The sequence below is a fragment of the Streptomyces coelicoflavus genome, assembly GCF_045041415.1.
Taxonomy (GTDB): domain Bacteria; phylum Actinomycetota; class Actinomycetes; order Streptomycetales; family Streptomycetaceae; genus Streptomyces; species Streptomyces coelicoflavus.
On sequence record NZ_CP108218.1, the window covers coordinates 5,457,923 to 5,480,215 of the forward strand.

Genomic DNA, 22,293 nt, shown 5'->3' on the forward strand with positions numbered 1-22,293 from the left:
GCAGGAGCCCCGGCCGGGAAGGCCGGGGCTCCTCGGGTGCCTGGCGACTCAGCCGCCGTAGCCGCCGCTCTTCTCGTCGTCGCCGTTTTCGCAGGCGTTGCCGAAGGCCGGGTTCAGCAGGCCGATCACGTCGATGGTGTTGCCGCAGACGTTGACCGGCACGTGCACCGGAACCTGGACGACGTTGCCGGACAGGACACCGGGCGAGCCGATGGCCGCGCCCTCCGCGCCCGCGTCCGCCATGGCCATGCCGGTGCCGCTGAGCACCACGGCACCGGCGCCGAGGGCGACACCGGCGGCCTTCGCGATGCGAGACATCACGTTCTCCTTCTGACTCGGGGAGCGCGGCGGCAGGACGCGCCGCCGCACTGCCGGTTCAACGCACCCGGTCGCAGCCGGTCACGGGGGGAATGTGCGGATCACCCTTTTTGGACGCTCGGGCCGGTGCGGAGGCGGGCCGTGGAAAACCGTTCCCGTGCGCGCCGGTGTGTCCACTAGCCTCCGGGCATGCCGAATGACCGATCCGACGCGTCCGCCGGGGCTCCCGAGCCGTCCGGGCCGACCCCGTCCTCCGCGCTCGCCGCGCTGCCCGCCCTCTTCTCCGAGGAGAGCCGGGTGCGGGCCTTCGCGGCCGTGGCGCTGGGCGCGGGCGACGCCGCGCGGGTGGCCCGGGCGGCCGGCCTCTCCACGAAGGACACGGCCGGTGCGCTGCGCCGGCTGCGCGACCAGGGCGTGGTCACGTCCGGCGACGACGGTGAACTCGTCGTCGCCCACGACCGGTTCCGGGAGCTGGCCCGCGCCGCCCGTCCGGCGCCGTCGGCGGCCGGGTCCTCCGCCGTGGAGGGTGACGACGGCCCGGCGGGCATCGTGGTGCGGACCTTCGTCCGGGACGGCCGGCTGGTCCGGCTGCCCGCGCGCTGGACGCGCAAGAAGGTGGTGCTGCGGCACATCGCCGAGCAGACCTTCGCGCCCGGCACGGAGTACCCGGAGCGCACCGTCGACGAGAAGCTGCGTGCCTGGTGCGAGGACGGCGAGGTCGACCATGTGACGCTCCGGCGCCACCTGGTGGACCTCGGTCACCTGCGCCGGAGCGACGGCGTCTACTCCCGCCCGGCCGACCCGGCCCGGACGGGCACCGCCTGAAACGGCCCCTACGCGGGGGACACGGGCAGCCGCCGTACGGGGGAGCCCGCGAGGTAGGCGCCGATCGCCTCGACGGCCTGGCCGTAGTACGTGGCGTAGTTGGCGCGCGACACGTAGCCCAGATGGGGTGTGGCGAGCAGGCGCGGGGCGGTGCGCATCGGGTGGCCGGCGGGCAGCGGCTCCGTGTCGAAGACGTCCACGCCCGCGCCGGCGATACGGCCCTCGTGCAGCGCGGCGAGCAGCGCCTCCTGGTCGACGATCGCCGCGCGCGAGGTGTTGACCAGGTAGGTGGTCGGCTTGAGCAGGGCCAGTTCGGCGGGGCCGAGCAGGCCGCGGGTGCGCTCGCCCAGCGCCAGGTGGACGGAGACGAAGTCGGCGGTGCTCAGGAGCTCTTCCTTGGAGCGGGCCAGCTCGACGCCGACCTCGTCGGTGCGCTCCCGGGTGAGGTTCTGGCTCCAGGCGCTCACCCGCATGCCGAAGGCCAGGCCGACCTGTGCCACCCGTCCGCCGATCTTCCCCAGGCCCAGCAGTCCGAGCCGGCGGCCGTGCAGGTCGGCGCCCACCGTCCGCTGCCAGGGGCCGCCCTCGCGCAGCCCGTTGCCCTCCTGGACGATGCCGCGGGCCAGGCCGAGCAGCAGGGCCCAGGTCAGCTCCACGGGCGGGGTGGAGGAGGAGGCCGTGCCGCAGACGGTGACGCCGTGCGCCTCGGCGGCGGCGTAGTCGATCACGCTGTTGCGCATGCCGGAGGCGACGATCAGTTTCAGCCGGGGCAGCCGGGCGATCAGCGAGCCGGGGAAGGGCACGCGTTCGCGCAGGGTGACCACGATGTCGACGTCGGCGAGCGCCGCGGCGAGCGCGTCCTCGTCCGGGAAGTGGGTGTCGTAGGAGACGACGTCCACCTCGCCCGCGAGCGGGGACCAGTCGGCGATCTCGGTCGCCACCTGCTGGAAGTCGTCGAGCACCGCGCAGCGCAGTCGCACGTCGTCCGGTCCCTCCCGCCAAACGAGCCATGGCGCCCCCGGCAGGACTCGAACCTGCGGCCAAGCGCTTAGAAGGCGCCTGCTCTATCCACTGAGCTACGGGGGCCAGGTGTGGTGGCCTCGGTCGTGGGGTCCGGGCATGGCCGGTCCGTGACGTCGCCGGGGACAAGGATAGGGCTCCCGGCTCCATGTCCCTGATGCTTCCCCTCCGTGGCTCGATGTGGAGGTTCGGTGAAGCGGTCCTGATAATCGCAGGCAGTTACGAATCGTGCATCGCTTTTGGCGTCTCGCGCATCGGGTGTTGTCCACTCGTTATGCCTGGACTGTCCTCGTGTCCCGGTAGTCCCTTCCGTCCGGAGTGTCCGGTCGGCGCGCGGACATGCTCATCATGCTCATATGCTTCAGAATTCCCTCAAAATTGGGCATTCTTCCCATGTGGTGACCTTGGACGTACGGCCTCAGCTGCTCGACGCACTCTCCGCCCTGCGCGACCGTGTCGCGGCCGCACGCTTCCCGCTGCCCCTGGCGGGGGCGCCACGCGCGCGTGCCAACCGCGACGAACTGCTCGCACAGCTCGACGACTACTTGGTGCCCCGCCTCAAAGAGCCCGAAGCGCCGTTGCTGGCCGTCGTGGGCGGATCCACCGGCGCGGGCAAGTCGACCCTGGTGAACTCCCTCGTGGGGCGCCGGGTCAGCGAGGCGGGCGTGCTGCGTCCCACGACCCGCACGCCGGTCCTGGTCTGCCACCCGGAGGACCACCACTGGTTCAGCGGCATGCGGGTGCTGCCCGACCTCACGCGCGTGTGGGTGCCCCACCGGGACCCGGACGACGACCTGCTGCTGCCCGGCGAGAACCCCGCGCGCGTGCTGCGGGTCGAGACCGCCGACACCCTGCCGCCCGGCATCGCCCTCCTGGACGCGCCCGACATCGACTCCCTCGTCGCCGACAACCGCGTCCTGGCGGCCGAACTGATCTGCGCCGCCGACATCTGGGTGATGGTCACCACGGCCGCCCGGTACGCCGACGCGGTGCCCTGGCACCTGCTGCGCACGGCCAAGGAGTACGACGCGACCCTGGTCACCGTGCTCGACCGGGTGCCCCACCAGGTGGTCGCCGAGGTCTCGCGGCAGTACGGGGCGCTGCTCACCAAGGCCGGGCTCGGCGAAGTCCCCCGCTTCACCGTCCCCGAACTGCCCGAGTCGGCCTGGGGCGGCGGGCTGCTGCCGGCCAGCGCCGTGGCACCGCTGCGGACCTGGCTCGTCCACCGCGCCCAGGAACTCGAGGCCCGGCACCACGCCATGGCCCGTACGGCGCACGGCATCCTGGACTCGCTGAAGTCGCGGATGCCCGAGCTGGCCGGCGCCACCGCCGCGCAGTACGCCGCCGCGCTGCGGCTCACCACCGCCGTCGACGGCGCCTACGACGGCGAGCACGCGCGCGTGCGGGGGCGGTTGCGGGCGGGCGCCGTACTCGCCGGGGACGCGCTCAAGCGCTGGCGGGCCTTCCCCCTCGACTGCTCCCCGGAAGAGCTCCTCGACTCGCTGGTGGAGAGCCTGAGCGCCCTGCTGCTGTGCGCCGTCACGGCCGCCGACGAACACGTCGACGAGGCCTGGCGCCGGGAACCGGCGGCGGACGCCCCCGAACTCGCCGCCCACGCCCCCGCGCCGGACAGCGCCGAGCACCGCATCGGGATGGCCGTACGGCGGTGGCGGCGCGAGCTGGAGGAGTACGCCGAGGAGGAGGTGCGCGAGCTGGACCGGAACCTCGCGCCGGACCCCGGGGTGGTGGCCGGCCTGGTCGCCACCGTGCTGCTGGGCGGCCGGCGCGCGCGTGCCGCCGGGGAGCGGCTCGCCGAACGGATCGGCGCCCACGGCGCGCTGCGCCTGCGCGACCGGGGCGGCCGGCTGCTCGACGAACACGTCGACCGGGTCATGCACGCCGAACGCGAGCGCAGGCTGGCTCCGCTCGACGGCCTGGAGGTGCACCCCGAGCCACAGGCGGAGCTGATCGCCGCGCTGTCCGTACTGCAGAAGGAGAGGTGAACCGGTGACCGCCGTCACTGACCAGGACCCCACCGAGCACACCGATCACACGGAGCACACCGATCACACCGATCACACGGATGACTTGAGGGACACGGATCACACCGGGCACGGGGCGGAGGAGGAGGCGGCGCAGCGTGCGGGCCGGGGCCGTCCGGAGCCTGCTGCCGGGAAGGGCGCAGCCGGGTCCGGCGCCGGCGCCGGCGCCGCTCGTGAGGACGAACCCCACGCGCGCGTGAAGGACGTCCGCGTGAAGGACGTGGAGGCGTCGTCCCGCCGCGGTGACCGCGAGGGCGGCCGTGGGGAACGCGGCGAGGGCTCGTCCGCCGGTCCGTCCGCCGGTCCGTCCGCCGGTGCGTGCGCCGGTCCGTCCGCCGTTGCGGCCGACTCCGGTGACGGGGAGGGCGCCTGGGGCGACGGGCTGATCGCGCGGCGGGTGGACGAGAACGGCGGGGCCGAGCCGTACGCCGTCCTGCCCAGCAGGCCCCCCGCCTCCTCGGCCGCCCTGATGCCGCTGGCCTACGACGGGAACCTCAGGTCACGCCTCGACGCGCTGCGCGAACTGGTGGGGCTCTCCCGGACCCGGCTCGACAGCGGCACCCTGGCCGAGGCCGGCCGGGTCCTGGACGAGGCCTCCGCGCGGCGCAGGCTCTCCGGGCAGCACACCGTCGTCGCCATCGCGGGCGCGACCGGCAGCGGCAAGTCGCAGCTCTTCAACACCCTCGCCGGGGTGACGATCTCCGAGACCGGCGTCCGCAGGCCGACCACCGCCGCGCCCATCGCGTGCAGTTGGAGCGACGGCGCGGCCAGCCTCCTCGACCGGCTCGGCATCCCCGGCCGGCTGCGCCGCCGTCCGCTCCAGCACCCGGACTCCGAGTCGCCGCTGCGCGGGCTGGTCCTGATCGACCTGCCCGACCACGACTCGGCGGCCGTGCAGCACCGTGAGCAGGTGGACCGCATCCTGGCGCTGGTCGACGCCGTCGTCTGGGTCGTCGACCCGGAGAAGTACGCCGACGCGCTGATCCACGAGCGCTATCTGCGGCCGATGGCGGGCCACGCCGAGGTCACCTTCGTCGTCCTCAACCAGGTCGACCGGCTGCCCGGCGAGGCCGCCGAGCAGGTCCTCGACGACCTGCGGCGCCTGCTGGACGAGGACGGCATCGCGCTGGGCGAGTACGGCGAACCCGGCGCGACCGTGCTCGCCCTGTCCGCGCTCACCGGGGAGGGCATCGGTGAACTGCGCGAGACTCTCGGTCAGTTCGTCGCCGAACGGCAGGCCCCGGCCCGCCGTATCGCGGCCGACGTGGATGCCGCCGCCCGGCACCTGCGTCCCGTGTACGTCACGGGACAGCGCACCGGGCTCAGCGAGGAGGCGCGGGACGAGTTCGCCGACCGGCTGGCCGACGCCGTCGGCGCCACCGCGGCGGGCGAGGCGGCCGAACGGGCCTGGCTGCGCCACGCCAACCGCGCGTGCGGGACGCCCTGGCTGCGGCTGTGGCGCTGGTACCACGACCGGCGCGACCCCGTCACGGGACGGCTGCCGTCGCGCGCCCAGGCCGACGAGGAGGCCACGGCCCGCCAGCGCGTCGAGCACGCGGTGCGTACGGTCTCGGACCGGGCGTCGGTCGGACTGCCCGCCCCGTGGGCGCAGGCGATGCGCGAGGCGGCCGTCCGCGGTGCCCAGGGACTGCCCGAGGCCCTCGACGAACTGGCGGTGCGCACGGGGCTGCCGCCGGGCCGTCCGCCGCGGCCCGGGTGGTGGCCGGTGGCCGTGCTCGCCCAGGCGGCCATGACCCTGCTCCAGGTGGTGGGCGGTCTGTGGCTGCTCGGCCAGATCATCGGCTTCGTACCGCCGAACCTGGGCGTCCCGGTGCTGCTGATGCTGGCCGGCATCGTCGGCGGCCCGCTCATCGAGTGGAGCTGCCGCCTGGCGGCCCGCGGCCCCGCCAGACGCTACGGCCACGAGGCGGAACGGCTGCTGCGGGAGGCGGCCGCGGGGTGCGGCCGGGCCCGGGTCCTGGACCCGCTGGCGGCGGAACTGCTGCGGTACCGCGAGGTGCGGGAGCAGTACGCGCGGGTGACGGGGGTGGGGGCCGCGACGAGGTAGGGGGCGGGGCGGTGGGTCTTCGCGGCGCGGCCGCGTCGGGGCTGGAGGCGTGGCGGTGGGTCTTGGCGGGTTCGCCGCGAGGAGGTAGGGGGCGCGGCAGCGGGCCTTCGCGGGGGGCCGTGGTGCCGCAGGGGACACGGCGGCGGGCCTTCGGGGGCGGGTCGCGGCGAGGCCGCCGGGAATGCGGGCGGGTAGCGGCGAGGCCGCCGGGAATGCGGGACGGTCGGGGCGAGGCCGCCGGGATGCGGGCCGGGGACCTTCGCGTGCCGCCGGCCACCCGTACGGGTGACGGAGTTCTCCACAGCCACCGGGCGGTCCACAGCCCCCGGCGGACCGGCCCGGTCGCGGGCAGTCTGGCCTTCGCGGCGATCGCGAGCAACGCGGTCGCCCCGGCAGCCGTACGGGAGGTGCCCGTACGGGAGGGAGGACTCGCGATGAACGAGACGATGATCTGCGCCGTGGGCAACGTGGCCACCCAGCCGGTCTTCCGGGACCTGGCGAACGGGCCGTCGGCCCGCTTCCGGCTCGCGGTCACCGCGCGCTACTGGGACCGGGAGAAGAGCGCCTGGACGGACGGCCACACCAACTTCTTCACGGTGTGGGCCAACCGGCAGCTCGCCACCAACGCCTCGGCGTCACTGGCGGTGGGCGACCCCGTCGTCGTGCAGGGCAGGCTGAAGGTGCGCACCGACGTGCGCGAGGGACAGAGCCGGACCTCCACCGACATCGACGCGGTGGCGATCGGCCACGACCTCGCCCGCGGCACCGCGGCGTTCCGGCGCACCGGCAGGACGGAGGCGTCGACCTCGCCACCCCAGCCGGAACCCAACTGGGAGACCGCGGCGGCGGAGCCGGCCGGTGAACCGGCGGGCGAAGCGGCGGGACCGGCTCGCGAACAGCGACCGGAGCCCGTTGCGGTGGCGTGACACCGACCCCCTGCCGGAACCGCCCGAAGCACGGCTTATCGACCCATGCGCCCGGAGCGAACCCAGGTGGATTTGTCGATAAGCCCTGCTCAAAGACCCTCTTGGCGATAACGATTCCGATTCGGATCACCGCTCGGGCGACGATCACCGGCAGCCCCGGACCGTCACGTCCTTAGGATGCCGAACGAGCCTTGTGTGGCTGCTGATTCTGCTGGTGGGACCGTTCCCCCACGCCAACGGGTCCTGCTCGAAGGAGAATTTGGTGTTTTCTTCGCTCGCTGTGCCGTCACTGCCCGGTCGAGGGGCGGTGCGTCTCGCCGCCGGTGCGCTGGCGTCCGCGCTCGCCGTCGCCGGTGTGGTGACCGGTGCGGCTCCGGCCGCCGCCCAGGACGACGCGGCGCGGGGCCGGGGCGGGGCGACGGCCACCATAGGCGGCCTCAAGACCCACGGCACCGCGGTCATCCACGGGGAGGACGGCGACCAGCAGGTGCAGGCCGGTCTGTTCGAGATGTCCGTCGAGGGCGGCGGCACGCTGCAGACGTACTGCGTCGACATCCAGACCCCGACGCAGAAGGACGCCAAGTACCAGGAGACTCCCTGGAGCAGCACCTCGCTCGGCACCAACAAGGACGCCGGCCGCGTCCGCTGGATCCTTCAGAACAGCTACCCGCAGGTCAACGACCTCGCCGCGCTCGCGAAGAAGGCGGGCGTCCGCGGGCTCACCGAGGACGAGGCGGCGGCCGGCACCCAGGTCGCCATCTGGCGCTACTCGGACGACACGGACGTCGAGGCCGTCGACCCGCAGGCCGAGCGGCTCGCCGACTACCTGGAGAAGAACGCCCGGGGCCTCGCCGAGCCCGCGGCGTCCCTCGCCCTGGACCCGCCGGCCGTCTCGGGCCACCCCGGTGAGCGGCTCGGCCCGGTGACGGTCCACACCAACTCCGACGGTGCGACGGTGACACCCCCGGTGGGGGCCGCCGGCAAGGACGCGGTCCGGATCGTCGACAAGAAGGGCCGGCCCGTCACCAAGGTCACCGACGGCAGCCAGGTCTTCTTCGACGTGCCCGAGGACGCGGAGGCCGGCACCGCCCAGCTGTCCGTCCAGGCCTCGACGACCGTGCCGGTCGGCCGTGCCTTCGCCTCCGACAGTCGCAGCCAGACCCAGATCCTGGCCGGCTCCAGCGAGTCGACGGTCGCGGCGACGGCGACCGCCACCTGGGCCGCCGGCGGCGCGATACCCGCCCTGTCGGCGCGGGAGAACTGCGCCGAGGGCACCCTGGACATCACGGCGCTCAACAAGGGCGACGAGCCCTTCACCTTCGAAATCCTGGACACGGAGCACACCATCGCGCCGGGCGAGACCCGGACGGTGCCGGTCCCGCTGCCGGAGGACCGCCCCTACGACTTCACCATCCGGGGCCCGGCCGGCTTCGAACAGCGCTTCAGCGGCGTCCTCGACTGCCGCACGCAGAGCGCCGCCCTCGCCGACGCCACCCACCCCCTCAGCGAACCGGCCCCCGCCCCGGTCGTCACCCCGTCCCCCAACCCGAACCCCAACCTCGCCGAAACCGGCAGCTCCGACGCGACGACCCTGATCGGCGGGGCCGCCATCGGCCTGGTCGTGATCGGCGGCGCGGTCCTGCTGCTCGTCCGCCGGCGGAACGAGCAGTGACGACGCGCCCCCGCGACGGAGTGGCCTGATGCAGCCCCACCCGCCACCGCGGACACCGACGGCGAGGGAACTCCGTCCCGGCCGCCACTGGTACCTGACCGCGGCCGCGATCGCCGTCGTCCTGACGGTGCTGGGCGTTGTCATCGGCGCGTACCGGTTCAACAACCTGCTCGACGCCGTGGACACGGACCACCAGTTCGCCAACGGCGACACCGTCACCCTGCGGCTCGACCCGGAGAACGAGCAGACGATCTGGGCCAAGTACCCGGGCATCTCACCCGGCCCGGAGTGCGACATCGCCGGCCCGGGCGCCCCGCGTCTCACCGACCCGGGGGCCGACCTCTTCGCCACCTACGACGAGACCTGGACCCCGGTCGGCACCACCGACGTAACGCGAGCGGGCGACTACACGCTCACCTGCTCCTCCCGCGCCCTCTCCCGCTATGCCCTCGGCGACTCCGAAGGCCTCATCTCCTTCGCGGTCGACCTGATACCGGCCGTCCTCCTGGCCGTCCTGGGCATCACCACGGCTGTCGTCATCACCCTGGTCACCGCCGTCCGCCGCAGAGCCCACCGCAAACACCTGCTCGCCGCACCCCCCGACGCGTCCCACCGCTGAACACCGCCCGGCGCCATGGTGGCCGCGAAGAGCACGCCGACTGGAGGTGTGCCCGGCTCAGCAGCGATCGGCTATCCCGGTGGCAGGGCATCGAGCCATCCGGCGAGAGCGTGGAAGTCGGCGTCCTGGAGGCCCTTGGCCGGGTCGACCTGGTGCAGCAGTGAGGGCCCAGGGTGGGCGGCGTCGACCCAGTGGCGGTCCATGGCGCCGATCTCGTCGTCGACCCAGAGGAAGGGCCGGCCTGCGGCCCACTCGACCATGGGGCGAGTCTTCCAGTGGAGACCCCGCGGGGTTCCTCCCGCGTCGGCGTCCGGCCACTCCAGCACCGGCAGCCTCGGCAGGCCGATGCGCGGGGCGACGACTTCGTTCGCCTCTTCCATCCAGGTCGTCGCCCAGACGAGCCGGCAGTTCAGAGCGCCGAGGCGCGCTCCGGTCCCGGGGTCGAGTCGGGCCAGCAACGGGTTCCCCCGGTCGGCGGTCGTCGGGGAGGCGGCGGTGGCTTCCTTCTCACCGGCCGAAGACCCGAACGGGATCAGCGGGCCGTCGACGTCGAGGAAGAGGAGAGGGCGCTCCGGTGCGCTGGTCACGGCCGCACCGTAGCCCGGCCCGGTGGGGGAGCGGCACCCGAGGGCTTGACCGTCCCTGGGTGGCCCTCAGACGCCGTCCGGGAAAGGCCAGGTCAGGAGCCCCGCAGGGAACGCGTTTCCGCCCAGGGCCGGCCGTGCGGCAAGATGGGGTGTATCTGCCCACCTGCCTGATCAAGCTGCCGGACGGTTTCTCTTGGCTGAGTACATTTACACCATGCGCAAGGCGCGCAAGGCGCACGGCGACAAGGTGATCCTTGATGACGTCACCCTGAGCTTCCTGCCCGGCGCGAAGATCGGTGTGGTCGGTCCGAACGGGGCCGGTAAGTCGACCGTTCTGAAGATCATGGCGGGGCTCGAGCAGCCCTCGAACGGGGACGCGTTCCTGTCCCCGGGCTACACCGTGGGCATCCTGCTCCAGGAGCCCCCGCTGAACGAGGAGAAGACCGTCCTGGAGAACGTCCAGGAGGGTGTCGCCGAGGTCAAGGGCAAGCTCGACCGGTTCAACGAGATCGCCGAGCAGATGGCGACCGACTACTCGGACGCGCTGCTCGAGGAGATGGGCAAGCTCCAGGAGGAGCTGGACCACGCCAACGCCTGGGACCTCGACGCCCAGCTCGAGCAGGCCATGGACGCGCTGGGGTGCCCGCCCGGCGACTGGCCCGTCGTGAACCTCTCCGGTGGTGAGAAGCGTCGGGTGGCGCTGTGCAAGCTGCTGCTCGAGGCCCCCGACCTGCTGCTGCTCGACGAGCCCACCAACCACCTCGACGCCGAGTCGGTGAACTGGCTGGAGCAACACCTCGCCAAGTACGAGGGCACCGTCGTGGCCGTCACCCACGACCGGTACTTCCTGGACAACGTCGCCGGGTGGATCTGCGAGGTCGACCGCGGCCGCCTGCACGGCTACGAGGGCAACTACTCCAAGTACCTGGAGACCAAGCAGACCCGCCTCAAGGTCGAGGGCCAGAAGGACGCCAAGCGCGCGAAGCGGCTCAAGGACGAGCTGGAGTGGGTGCGGTCCAACGCCAAGGGGCGGCAGGCCAAGTCCAAGGCGCGTCTCGCGCGGTACGAGGAGATGGCGGCCGAGGCCGACAAGATGCGGAAGCTGGACTTCGAGGAGATCCAGATCCCGCCGGGTCCGCGCCTGGGCAGCGTCGTCGTCGAGGTCAACAACCTGACCAAGGGCTTCGGCGACAAGGTCCTCATCGACGACCTCAGCTTCACCCTGCCGCGCAACGGCATCGTCGGTGTCATCGGCCCCAACGGTGCCGGAAAGACCACCCTCTTCAAGATGATCCAGGGCTTCGAGGAGCCGGACTCCGGTTCCATCAAGGTCGGCGAGACCGTCAAGATCTCCTACGTCGACCAGAGCCGCGAGAACATCGACCCGAAGAAGACGCTCTGGGCGGTCGTTTCCGACGAGATGGACTACATCAACGTCGGCCAGGTCGAGATGCCCTCGCGGGCGTACGTCTCCGCCTTCGGGTTCAAGGGACCGGACCAGCAGAAGCCGGCCGGGGTCCTCTCCGGCGGTGAGCGCAACCGGCTGAACCTGGCGCTCACCCTCAAGCAGGGCGGCAACCTGCTCCTCCTCGACGAGCCGACCAACGACCTCGACGTGGAGACGCTCTCCAGCCTCGAGAACGCGCTGCTCGAGTTCCCCGGGTGCGCCGTGGTCGTCTCCCACGACCGGTGGTTCCTGGACCGCGTCGCCACCCACATCCTCGCCTACGAGGGTGACTCCAAGTGGTTCTGGTTCGAGGGCAACTTCGACTCGTACGAGAAGAACAAGGTCGAGCGGCTCGGCGCCGACGCCGCCCGTCCGCACCGCGCCACCTACAAGAAGCTGACCCGGGGCTGATCTTGCGGCACATCTACCGCTGCCCACTGCGCTGGGCGGACATGGACGCGTACGGCCACGTCAACAACGTGGTCTTCCTCCGCTACCTGGAGGAGGCACGCATCGACTTCCTGTTCCGCCCGGAGAAGGACTTCAAGCAGGGGTCCGTGGTGGCACGCCATGAGATCGACTACAAGCGGCAGCTCGTCCACCGGCACCACCCGGTCGACGTCGAGCTGTGGGTCACCGAGATCAGGGCCGCTTCCTTCACGCTCACCTACGAGGTCAAGGACGAGGACGTCGTCTACGTCCGGGCCTCCACGGTGATCGTGCCGTTCGACTTCGAGCGGCAGCGGCCCCGGCGGATCACCGCCGAGGAACGGGAGTTCCTCCAGGAGTACACGGACGCCAAGGAGGAGGCCGTCGCCGCATGACGGTGCTCCATCTCGCCGACGAGGGGGAGGCCGCGGATCTCGCGGCCTTCCTCTCCCGGCTGCTCCACTACGACCGTTCGGCCGCGGTACGCCTCCAGGCGGCCGGCACGGCCCTCGCCGTCTTCGGCCGGCCGCCCTCCTTCGAGGTGCTGGCCGTGCGCGCGGTACGGCTGGCCAAGCCGTACGAGAGCGGGCTCGACGTCACGCTGGACGCGACCGTGTCCGCCGGTGAACTGCTGGAGAGTGTGGACGAGCGGGCGGCGACGTCCGGCGTGCCCGGTGCGGTGACGGGGCCTCCGTGGGCCGGGGTGCTGCCCCCGCGCGGGGGCTGGCGGGCCGAGACGGGGCTGCCCGCCCCGGACGCCCTGCGTGCCCTGGTCGCCGCCGCGGTGGCGGAGTTCCGGGCGCGGACCGAGGAACTGGCCGCCGATGACCGTACGCGGGCCGAACTCGACCGCATCGGGCGGGACATCTGGTCCCGGACGGTCGGCGAGACCGGGCTGCCGGTGCGGGCCGTGCACGCGGCCCAGTCGCTCGGATTCCTGCGGACGTCCGGAGCGCCGGGTTCCGGCGCGGGCGGGGCCGAGGGCGCGCCGACGCTGTTCTCCTCCGGTGCGTGGCTGCGGCTGCGCACGCCCTTCGGGTCCGTCGCGCTGCGGCGCGCGGGCACGGGGGCACTGGGCATCAGCGTGCGCTGAATCAATCTCGAAGGGGGCTCCCCGGCCCCCGTCGGGCCCCGGTCTCAGTGGTGCGGCTCGCTGTCGTCCGGGCGTACGGCGATGTGGTCGCTCTCCAGTTCCAGGGCGACGCGGTCGCGCATGCCGAGGGCGGCGGTGTAGTCGGCGGGCAGCTGGAGCCGGCCGGCGCGGTCGAGCATGGCGTACTCGCGGGCCACCACCGTCTCGTGACCGGTCTCGGCGTCCACCTCGCTGCGCCGCAGCACCTCCGTGGAGGTACGGCCGTCGCGGATGGCGACCGTGCGGCGGACCTCGCCCGCCACGGCCTGGTCGTGGGTGACGATGACGACCGTGGTGCCCAGCTCCTCGTTCGCCGTGCGGAAGGCGGCGAAGATCTGTTCCGCGGTGTGCGAGTCCAGCTCACCCGTCGGCTCGTCCGCCAGCAGCACGGACGGGTTGCCCGCGAGGGCCACGGTGATGGCGACCCGCTGCTGCTGCCCTCCGGACATCTGCCGCGGACGCCGGTCCCGGCAGTCGGCGACGCCCATCAGGTCCAGCAGCTCCAGCGCGCGTGCCGTGCGCGCCGCCCGGCGTCCGCCGGTGCCGGCCAACTGCATGGGCAGGGCCGTGTTCTGCGCGGCCGTCAGGTAGGGCATGAGGTTCCGGGACGTCTGCTGCCACACGAAGCCGACCACCGCGCGGCGGTAGGCCAGGCGGTCCCTCGCCGTCATCGCCAGCAGGTCGCGCCCCGCCACCCGGGCCGCCCCGGCGGTCGGCGTGTCCAGGCCGGCCAGGATGTTCATCAGCGTGGACTTGCCGCTGCCCGAGGCCCCGACCAGCGCCATCAGCTCGCCCTCGCGGACCAGCAGGTCGAGTCCCTGGAGGGCCTGCACCTCCACCCCGTCCGTGCTGAAGATCCGGACCAGGCGGTCGCAGGTGATCAGCGCGTCGTGTCCGTAGGCGGGCCGGTCACGGGACGCGGTGGCACGGTCGGCGAGGTCGGCGAGCGTGGGGTCGGTCGTCATCGGGTCTCCTCCAGGTCCGTGTCCGCGGTACGCCGTGTCTCCGGTCGCGCCTTCATCTCGCGTCACCCGCCCGCAGCTCCGCCACCGCCCCGCGCCGGCCCGACCACCACGCCTGTGCTGCCGCCACCCCCACCGTCAGCACCAGCACCGCCACCGCGGGGACGGCCAGCGACCACGGGTCGGTGCGCAGTTCCGCGCGGCCCACCGGGGAGGCCGTCGTCGACATCGCGATCGTCGTCAGGTCGATGCCGGGGGAGAGGAGCCGTACGGCCGCCCAGCCGGTCAGGACGCCGCCCAGCGCGGCGGGCAGGGCCTGCGGGAGGGACTCCAGGACGAGCAGCCGGCGGCCCTGGGCGCGGGTGAGGCCCATGGTGCGCAGCCGGGCGAGGAGGGCGGCGCGTTCGGGCGCGGTGCTCGCCAGGGACAGCAGCAGGGCCAGGGCGGCGTAGCCGGCGCCGGCGGCCACGGCGGCCGTGTAGACGCGCTCCGCACCGGACTGAAGCGGCGAGTCCACGTAGCCGTCGCGCTCCTCGGACCGCAGGTGGACGGTGCCGGCGTCGCCCGCCGCCCGGCGCAGCGCGCCCGCGTCCAGGTCGTCGCCGGTCAGCAGCAGCACGTTCGGCGGGGCGGCCCCGGCGGGCAGCCCGGCCCGGTCCACGACGAGGAAGTCGTCGCCGTACACGGCCGGGGTGCGGTCCCGCACCAGCACGATCCGCAGCGTGGCGACGCCGCCGTCGGCCAGCCGCAGCCGGAAGGTGCGGTCGCCGAACCGTTCGGCGACCGCCGGGGAGGCCAGCGCCGGCAGTACGGCGTTCCCGGAGCCGCCCCCGTGGCCGCCCCCGGCGTCGTCCGGCCGCGTCAGCCGCCCCGCGGGGAACGCGCCGAGGCCCGTCCGTCCGGCCAGGGCCGCGTAGGCGCCGGGTTCCACGCCCGCGAGCGGGAGCGACTGGCCGTCGTCGGGCGTCTTGGCCAGGTGGTCGACGCCCACCTCGGTGACCTCACGCACCCCGGGCGCCTCCCGCAGCCGGGCGGGCAGGCCGGAGGGCAGCGCCTCGACCGCCTCCACCCGCGCGTCGGCGCCCACGGCGAGCAGCGCCGCCCGGTCGAGGGCGTCGGCCACGCCGCCGAGGACCGAACCGCCGAACGCCGCGACGGTGAACGCGGTCAGCAGCGCGAGGAGGGGCAGCACGGTGGAGGCGGAGGTACGGCCCGCCCGGGCCAGCGCGAGCGGACCGACCGCGCCGCGCAGCCGCCGGGCCGGGCGGGCCAGCCCGCGCAACGGCAGCGGGTACAGGCGCACCAGCACCAGCGCGGCGATCACCCCGACCAGGACCGGTGCCATCGCCACCAGGCCGCCGGCGCCGTCCGTCGCGCCGCGCCGGCGCAGGACCTCGACCGCGCCGAGGGCGAGGACCACGACCGTCAGTTCGGCGACCGTACGGCGCCGGGAGGCGCGGGGCGAGGCCGCTTCCCGCCGGTCGTCGTGGACGCGTACCCGGTGGTGCGCGGCGGCGGCCCGCAGCGGCAGCGCGAGGCAGGCCACGGCGGTGACCGCGACGGCCGCCCACAGCGAGGGCAGCAGCCGGGCGCCGGGCAGCGCGAGCAGGGCCGCGCCGAGGCCGAGCGCTCCCGCGGGCACCGCCACGACCGCCGTCTCGGCCAGCAGCCGCCCCGCCAGGCCCCGTACGGAGGCGCCGCGGGCCCGCAGCAGGGCCAGTTCGGCGCGGCGCCGGTCACCGGCCAGGCCGCCCGCCATCAGCAGGACGACGGCGGCGACCGTACCCGCGCCCGACGCGGCGACGGCGACCAGCGGGCCGATGTCGCCGCGCAGCCGCCCGTACGTGGTGAGGACGTCGTCGAGGCCGGTCGTGGCGTCCGCCAGCGGGCTGACCGTCGCGTGCAGTCGCTGGAGGCCGGGCCCGGACTCCACGGCGGCCACGGCCGTGGCGAGCCCGTCGAGGTCGCGGCCGTGCAGCGCGTCCGGGTCGGGCGCGAGGTGCCAGTAGCGGATCACAGGGGCCGAGCCGAGGAGCGCGGGCGCCGCCTCGGGGGCGAGCAGCAGGCCGCCGACCCAGTAGGTGGGCGCGGGGGCGCCGGGCGGCCCCGGTGCGCGGCGCAGGGAGGGGGAGCGCAGGACGGGGTCGACGGACCAGTAGGCGCCGTCGGGCCGCTCGGGCGCGACGATGCCGGTGACGCGGACGGTCAGCTCGCGGCGTCCGGGCAGGCGGACGACCGAGCCCGCCCTCATGTGCAGCGTGCGGGCCGTCTCCTCGGTCACCGCGGCCTCCAGCTCGGTGGTCGAGGCGCCGGCCCGCCCGCCGGCGACCCGCGGCAGCCGGCCGGAGCGCAGCCGGGCGTGGTCGCCGAGCCCCTGCGGTGCGGCGAGGACCATCTGAGCGGGCAGCCCGTCGGGCCGGGGCAGCCATTCCTCGGGCGAGGGCACGCTGTCGGTGGCGCGGACGCCGTAGGACGACTGCTCCTCGTCGACGACGAGCGGGCTTTCCACGGCGTCGAGCACGGAGCGGTAGCCGTCGGCGAGGGGCCGGGGCCGGAGGCTGTCCTCCGCGGCCGCGACGTCCAGCCCGGGGGCGGGAGCGGCGGACACCAGGACGCCGGTCACGTCGGCCGGGGCCCGCTCCACGGCCTGGCGCAGACCGGCGTCCGTGTACCGGTCCAGCGCCCGGGGGAACGCGGCGGCCAGGCACGCGGTCAACGCCACCAGCACCGCCAGCGCGACGGCGGCACCGGGCGCGGCCCGCAGCCGGGTACGAACCCAGGGGGCGGTCACGGGGTTCACCGGGCGGTACCTCCGTGTTCGGCGCGGGGGGCCGTGGTGTGGGTGGGGGGAGGTGGGGGCGCGGGTGTGACCGGGTGGGGAGCGGTTGCCGGGAGGGCGGTCCGTGGGTGGGTGCGGGCCCGGGGGGTGGTCGCGGGGGTCACCTGGTGGTACCTCCGTGTTCGGCGCGGGGGGCCGTGGTGTGGGTGGGGGGAGGTGGGGGCGCGGGTGGGACCGGGTGGGGGCGGTTGCCGGGAGGGCGGTCCGTGGGTGGGTGCGGGCCCGGGGGGTGGTCGCGGGGGTCACCTGGTGGTACCTCCGTGTTCGGCGCGGGGGGCCGTGGTGTGGGTGGGGGGAGGTGGGGGCGCGGGTGGGACCGGGTGGGGGGCGGTTGCCGGGAGGGCGGTCCGTGGGTGGGTGCGGGCCCGGGGGCGGTCGCGGGGGTCACCGGGCGGTACCTCCCTGCTCCTTCAAGGTCACCGTCGTGTCCGTGCGGCGCAGGGCCAGGGCGGCCGTGACCAGGAGCGGGACGACGGCCATGCCGGCCAGCAGCAGGGCGATCCGGCCGGGAGGCAGGGTCACGTGCACGTCCGGCACGGGACGGGTGGCCTGCGGGGTCAGTACGGTCAGCGGGATCACCGCCCGGGTCAGGACCGCGCCGAGGGCGGCGCCGGTCAGCAGCGCCAGGCCGGTCAGCACGCCCTGCTCGACGGCGACCGTGCGGGCCAGCCGGCGGCGCGAGGCGCCCAGGGCGCGCAGCACGGAGAACTCCCGGCCCCGCTCGCGCAGCGACCCCGCCGCGCTCACCGCGAAGCCGACCGATGCCAGTGCCGCCGCCACCAGGGTCGCCGCGGCGAACGCCGCCCCGGGACCGGCGCCGAACGGGTCGTCGCGCAGCCGCTCGGCGACCTCGTCGCGGACCAGGACCTGGGCCGGTGCCGTGTCCGGGAACGCCCGCAGTCCCGCCGCCGCCTCCCGGGTCTTCCCCGGCCCGGTCCGCAGCCACCACTCGGTGGGCTCGACGGCGGCGCCGTACTCGGCCTGAAGATGCCGGTTCAGCGTCGGCAGATCGACCAGCAGGGCGCCGCCGAACCGCCCCGAGGGGGTCTCGGGCCCGGTGCCCGGCAGCTCGCGCACGGAGCGCACGATCCGCACCGGGACGTCGTGGCCGCCGATCGGCACCGTGACGCGCTGCCCGGTGCGCGCGCCCGCGGAGTCGAGGAAACGGTCGCCGGCCACGGCGGTCACCTCGGCCGGCTCGGGCTGCGCGACCCGCAGCCGCACCGTCAGCGTGGTGATCTGCGAGCCGTCGGAGAGGCCCGTGGAGTACGCGACGGCGAGCGGACCGGAATCCAGCAGGCGCGGCTTGGGCGGGGCACCGTCCAGGCCCGGCACGGCCGGCGCCGGGGACAGTTCCGCCCCGGCCGTCCAGGTCCCGGGCAGCGGCACCGGCCGTACGGTCCCGTCGGCGGCCCGGGCCGTCAGCCGCCGTACGGTCAGGCGGTGTTCCTCGTTCCGGTCCTCCGGCTGGACCACCGTGAACTCGACGCCGGTCAGCGTGAGCGGCCCGGCGGGGACGTCCAGGCCGAGGGTGTGCTCCCGGCCGTCGGCGGCCAGCGCACCGGCCCCGAGCCGGTACGGGGTGCCCCAGCGGTCCTCGACGGTGACCGTCACGTCCGCCGAGCGGGAGCCTGCGGAGGACGAACCGTCGGAGGTCGAGCCGTCGGAGGACGAGTCGGCGCGGGGCGAGTCCGGCCTCGGTACGGTCAGGGTCGCCGTCAGCGCCAGCTTGGCCGTGCCCGCCGGGATTCTCGCGCCGTTCGACGGCCCCGCGGGCGCCATCCCGGACAGCAGCCCGTGCGGCGACCGGTCGGCCAGGTCCGGCCGCAGCAGCATCGTGTCCGCCGCGTGCGCGGTGTCCAGCGCGAGCACCGTCGCCGTCCGGTCGCCGGAGAGCGGAACCTCGGACCGCGCCGCGGGAGCGACCTGCCGTACGCCCGCGACACCCGCGATCCGGTCGGTGCGGTCCGGGCCCGCCGTGCCGGAGCCCAGCACCCGGATCGGCGCGCCCGTGCGGAAGTCGGCCTGGTCGTCCTGCGACCGGGACCACGAGGCGCCCTGCCCGATCGCCATCGTGCCCAGCGCCACGGCGAGCACCAGCAGCAGCACCGGACCCGTCCCGCGCGCCGGACGCCGGCTCAGCTGCCAGCCGGCCAGCGCCGCCGCCAGCCCGCGCCCGCTCGCCGCCCGGCGCTCCGCGAGCCGCGCCACCAGCGGCAGCAGCCGCAGCGCCAGCACCGTCCCGGCCAGCAGCGCCAGCGTGGGCGTCACCACGAACAGCGGATCCACCCCCAGGGCGCCCGTGCCGTCGGCGTCGTCCGTCCCGGCGGCGGAGGTCTGCCGGTCCAGCTGCCAGTAGGCGATGCCGGCGAGCACCAGCAGACCCACGTCCGCGCCGGCCCGCAGCAGGCCCGGCAGCGCCCGGGACCGGCCGCCGCCCTCCGGCGCCAGGGTCAGCGCCGGCAGCGTCACGGCCAGGGTGCACCCGAGGGCCGCCACCGCCGCCACCAGCCACACGGTGCCGCTGCCGCCGGCCGCCGCTTCCCGGCCGAGCCCGGTCCGGGACAGCGCCCCCTGCCCGGCCATCAAGCGGATCAGCGGCCCGGCCAGCAGCGGCGCGCAGACCAGCGCGGGCACGGCGAGCAGCAGCGCCTCCAGCGCGGATCCCGCCGCCAGCCGGGCCCGGGAGGCGCCGCGTGCCCGCAGCAGGCGCAGTTCGCCCGCCCGCTCCACGCTCAGCAGCCGCGCCACCAGCAGCAGCGCTCCGGCCGCCAGCACGACGAGTTGCGCCGCGATGACGAGGAGGGTGGAACGGGAGACCACCAGCGAACGGTCGAGACGGTCCAGGATCGCGGGCAGCTCGGTCGTCGCCGCGGTGGTGCCGCTGAGCACCGGCTGCTCGCGCAGCCACGCCGTGCCACCCCGGACCGCCTCCCCGAGGGCCCGGGTCCGTCCGGTCGTCAACGACGCGTAGTCCGCCCGCACCAGCCACCCGGACGACCCCGCGCTGACCCGGCCGCCGCTCAGCACACCGGGCGGCGCGAGCAGCGGCCCGTACGTCGTGAAGCCGCCCTGCTTGACGCCGCGCCCGGCCAGGTCGTCGAGGCGCCAGTACGGCGACCCGGTGTCGACCGGCCGGTACAGGCCGCTCACCACGACGCGGACGGCCGGGCCGTCGAGCCGGTCGGTGAGCGTGAGCCGGTCGCCCGTACCGACGCCGACGCGTTCGGCGGCGGCCACGGGCACCGCCACCTCGACCGGGCCGCCCGCGGCCCCGGCCACGGGCATCCGCCCCTCCTCGACCCGGACCCGCGTCGGGTCGAGCGCCGCGAAGAACGTCAGATCGGGGTCGCCGGACCGCTCCGTCGGCGGCCGCAGGGAGACGGGCAGCGCGTACGGGCCGGAGCGCACCAGGGTCCGCACGGTGAGCGGCAGCCCGTCGAAGGTCGTCGCGGCACCCCTGCGCACGGTGGCGTCGGCGGCCGGCCACTGTCCGGCCGGTACGTCCGCCTTCACGACCAGCGCGGCGTCGGCCCCGGTGCGCGCGTCGGCGAGGGAGTGCCGCAGGGCCGCGTCGCCGACGGTGCCGGAGTAGGCGGTCAGGGTGGCGAGGACGGTCGTGGTCAGCAGGACGGTGAGCAGGGCCGCGGCCAGCAGCAGGCGGTGCGCCCGCGCGCGCAGCAGCACGAACGCCGTGAGCCCCCCGAACCCCCCGAACCCCGCCACCCGGCCCCCCGCCGCCGTCGTCCAGACCTCGCCGGGATGCTGTCAGAGGTGGGGGCGCCGAAGTAAGCGTCCGGAACCGGGACTTGACCGGATCGTGACCGGAATCCGGCGTCGGCTGACCGGAATGTGTCCGTCAGGCGATGCGTCCGCGGGTCCGTGAGTCCGTCAGCCGGGGGTGTTGATCATCGAGGCCGCCGCGTACGTCAGGTACTTCCACAGCGTCTGCTCGTGCTCCTCGGACAGACCCAGCTCGTCGAGCGCGACCCGCATGTGCTTCAGCCAGGCGTCGTGTGCGGCCCGGTCGACGACGAAGGGGGCGTGCCGCATCCGCAGCCGCGGGTGGCCCCGGTTGTCGCTGTACGTCGTCGGGCCGCCCCAGTACTGCATCAGGAACAGCGCGAAACGGTCCTCGGCCGGACCCAGGTCCTCCTCGGGGTACATCGGCCGCAGGATCGGGTCCCCGGCGACTCCCTCGTAGAAGCGGTGGACGAGGCGGCGGAAGGTCTCCTCCCCGCCGACCTGCTCGTAGAAGGTCTGCTCCTGAAGCGTGCCGCGCCGAATCTCATTCACGCCGTCCATGGTCTCAGACCCGGGGGCATAGGACTCAAGACCTAGGACCGGCCCGCGGCCCCGGCCGGGGACCCTGCCCGCGGCCCGCCCGGCCCGTACTGTGGAGGCATGGGCGGGTACGAGGACCTGGACAGCCTCGCCGCCTCCGCGCGGGCGGAGCTGGTGCGGGAGATCGAGCTGAGCGGCGCCTGGACGGCCGACCCGGTGTGGCGGGAGGCGTTCCGGGCGGTGCCGCGCCACCTCTTCGTGCCGTACTACTACGTCGGCGTCCGGGGCGGCTACGGACGCCGGTGGGGCGAGGACCCCGACCCCGGCGCCCGCGAGCGCTGGGTGCGCGGCGCGTACGCGGACGCCCCGCTGGCGACCCGGCTGCGCGACGGCGAGCTGCTCTCCTCCAGCAGCCAGCCCTCGCTGATGGCGATGATGCTGGTGGAGCTGGACGTGCGCGACGGCGACCGGGTCCTGGAGATCGGCGCCGGCACCGGCTACAACGCCGCCCTGCTGGCCCACCGCCTCGGCGACGACGCCCTGGTCACCACCGTCGACCTGGACGCCGACATCACCGAGTCGGCCCGCCGGCACCTGGACGCCGCCGGGTACCACCCTGCCGTCGTCACGGGCGACGGGGCGCGCGGCGTCCCCGAACGCGCCCCCTACGACCGGATCCTCGCCACCTGCGCGCTGCCCTCGGTGCCGCGCGCGTGGACCGCCCAGTGCCGCCCCGGCGGGCGGATCCTGACCCCGCTCGCCACCGGGCTCGTCGTCCTCACCGTCCGCGACGCCGGGCACGCGGAGGGGCGGTTCCTGCACACGCCCGCGTACTTCGTGCCGCTGCGCGGCGCGGACCGCGCCGAGCCCGAGACGCCGGGCCTGGGCGGCGTACCGCGCCGGGCCCGGGAGGACGACCTGTTCCGCTTCCTGCTGGCGCTGAGCCGGGGCGGGCTAGACCCGCAGGAGGCGTACGCGCTGTGGGACCGCGAGGACGCCCCGCGCCGCGAGCGCTACGGCATCACCGTCAGCGGCGAACGGGCCTGGGCGTGGCTGGACGACCCGGAGGGGCCGTACGCCTGGCCGTTCGCCTGACGCAGGCCCCCCTCGGGCGCATTCTTGT

General features: G+C 74.8%; 17 protein-coding genes and 1 tRNA gene. 10 read left to right on the forward strand and 8 right to left on the reverse strand.

Annotated features, from left to right (window positions below; genetic code table 11):
- Positions 1-48 precede the first annotated feature (48 nt).
- On the reverse strand, positions 49-318 hold the full coding sequence (gene chpF, locus OHA99_RS24335) for a chaplin ChpF (protein WP_366471829.1): 270 nt from the start codon (positions 316-318) through the stop codon (positions 49-51).
- A 189-nt stretch (positions 319-507) separates the two neighbouring features.
- Between chpF and OHA99_RS24340 the strand changes: the two genes are divergently transcribed.
- Entirely contained in the window at positions 508-1,143 is a 636-nt protein-coding gene (locus OHA99_RS24340; RefSeq protein ID WP_164384696.1) for a DUF2087 domain-containing protein, read from the forward strand.
- Between the two features lie 8 nt (positions 1,144-1,151).
- On the opposite strand, the gene OHA99_RS24345 is transcribed toward OHA99_RS24340, so the two are convergent.
- A complete protein-coding gene (locus tag OHA99_RS24345) occupies positions 1,152-2,123 on the reverse strand; it encodes a D-2-hydroxyacid dehydrogenase family protein (RefSeq protein ID WP_282880857.1) in 972 nt (323 codons plus the stop codon).
- Between the two features lie 30 nt (positions 2,124-2,153).
- Positions 2,154-2,229, reverse strand: a tRNA-Arg gene (locus tag OHA99_RS24350).
- A gap of 329 nt (positions 2,230-2,558) precedes the next feature.
- Between OHA99_RS24350 and OHA99_RS24355 the strand changes: the two genes are divergently transcribed.
- The 5 genes from OHA99_RS24355 to OHA99_RS24375 all read left to right on the forward strand — a co-directional run bounded on the left by OHA99_RS24355 (position 2,559) and on the right by OHA99_RS24375 (position 9,490).
- Positions 2,559-4,166 carry a dynamin family protein gene (locus OHA99_RS24355; RefSeq protein ID WP_153179808.1) on the forward strand — a complete coding sequence of 536 codons (1,608 nt, stop codon included), beginning with the start codon at positions 2,559-2,561 and terminating at the stop codon, positions 4,164-4,166.
- Positions 4,167-4,170: 4 nt separating this feature from the next.
- Positions 4,171-6,273: a GTPase gene (locus OHA99_RS24360; protein WP_405697804.1), complete on the forward strand. Its 2,103-nt coding sequence runs from the start codon at positions 4,171-4,173 to the stop codon at positions 6,271-6,273.
- A 434-nt stretch (positions 6,274-6,707) separates the two neighbouring features.
- Complete coding sequence (locus OHA99_RS24365) at positions 6,708-7,199, forward strand: single-stranded DNA-binding protein (RefSeq protein WP_366472061.1); 492 nt, start codon at positions 6,708-6,710, stop codon at positions 7,197-7,199.
- A gap of 262 nt (positions 7,200-7,461) precedes the next feature.
- Positions 7,462-8,871 carry a Cys-Gln thioester bond-forming surface protein gene (locus OHA99_RS24370; protein WP_405697806.1) on the forward strand — a complete coding sequence of 470 codons (1,410 nt, stop codon included), beginning with the start codon at positions 7,462-7,464 and terminating at the stop codon, positions 8,869-8,871.
- Between the two features lie 28 nt (positions 8,872-8,899).
- Positions 8,900-9,490, forward strand: coding sequence for a hypothetical protein (locus tag OHA99_RS24375; RefSeq protein ID WP_405697808.1), 591 nt, complete (start codon positions 8,900-8,902; stop codon positions 9,488-9,490).
- A gap of 71 nt (positions 9,491-9,561) precedes the next feature.
- Here OHA99_RS24375 and OHA99_RS24380 read toward each other — a convergent pair whose 3' ends face one another.
- Positions 9,562-10,077, reverse strand: a complete 516-nt coding sequence (locus OHA99_RS24380; protein ID WP_153179812.1) for an HAD domain-containing protein — start codon at positions 10,075-10,077, stop codon at positions 9,562-9,564.
- Positions 10,078-10,270: 193 nt separating this feature from the next.
- Here OHA99_RS24380 and ettA point away from each other — a divergent pair, with 193 nt between their 5' ends.
- The 3 genes from ettA to OHA99_RS24395 are packed head-to-tail and all read left to right on the forward strand — an operon-like array spanning position 10,271 to position 13,046.
- The gene (gene ettA, locus OHA99_RS24385; RefSeq protein ID WP_153179813.1) at positions 10,271-11,935 is read left to right on the forward strand and encodes an energy-dependent translational throttle protein EttA; all 1,665 of its coding nucleotides are present in this window, start codon (positions 10,271-10,273) and stop codon (positions 11,933-11,935) included.
- A 2-nt stretch (positions 11,936-11,937) separates the two neighbouring features.
- Positions 11,938-12,348, forward strand: a complete 411-nt coding sequence (locus tag OHA99_RS24390; RefSeq protein WP_042826158.1) for a thioesterase family protein — start codon at positions 11,938-11,940, stop codon at positions 12,346-12,348.
- Positions 12,345-13,046, forward strand: a complete 702-nt coding sequence (locus OHA99_RS24395; protein ID WP_405697811.1) for a hypothetical protein — start codon at positions 12,345-12,347, stop codon at positions 13,044-13,046. The genes OHA99_RS24390 and OHA99_RS24395 overlap by 4 nt, the downstream gene beginning before the upstream one ends.
- A 44-nt stretch (positions 13,047-13,090) precedes the next feature.
- Here the strand turns inward: OHA99_RS24395 and OHA99_RS24400 are convergent, their stop codons facing one another.
- The 4 genes from OHA99_RS24400 to OHA99_RS24415 all read right to left on the reverse strand — a co-directional run bounded on the left by OHA99_RS24400 (position 13,091) and on the right by OHA99_RS24415 (position 21,191).
- Positions 13,091-14,050, reverse strand: coding sequence for an ABC transporter ATP-binding protein (locus tag OHA99_RS24400; RefSeq protein WP_405697813.1), 960 nt, complete (start codon positions 14,048-14,050; stop codon positions 13,091-13,093).
- A 52-nt stretch (positions 14,051-14,102) separates the two neighbouring features.
- Positions 14,103-16,847, reverse strand: coding sequence for an FtsX-like permease family protein (locus OHA99_RS24405; protein WP_405697815.1), 2,745 nt, complete (start codon positions 16,845-16,847; stop codon positions 14,103-14,105).
- Positions 16,848-17,270: 423 nt separating this feature from the next.
- The gene (locus OHA99_RS24410) at positions 17,271-20,612 is read right to left on the reverse strand and encodes an FtsX-like permease family protein (protein ID WP_405697817.1); all 3,342 of its coding nucleotides are present in this window, start codon (positions 20,610-20,612) and stop codon (positions 17,271-17,273) included.
- Between the two features lie 165 nt (positions 20,613-20,777).
- A complete protein-coding gene (locus OHA99_RS24415) occupies positions 20,778-21,191 on the reverse strand; it encodes a globin (protein ID WP_007449568.1) in 414 nt (137 codons plus the stop codon).
- 99 nt (positions 21,192-21,290) lie between these two features.
- Between OHA99_RS24415 and OHA99_RS24420 the strand changes: the two genes are divergently transcribed.
- Entirely contained in the window at positions 21,291-22,265 is a 975-nt protein-coding gene (locus OHA99_RS24420; protein ID WP_153179817.1) for a methyltransferase domain-containing protein, read from the forward strand.
- Positions 22,266-22,293 lie beyond the last annotated feature (28 nt).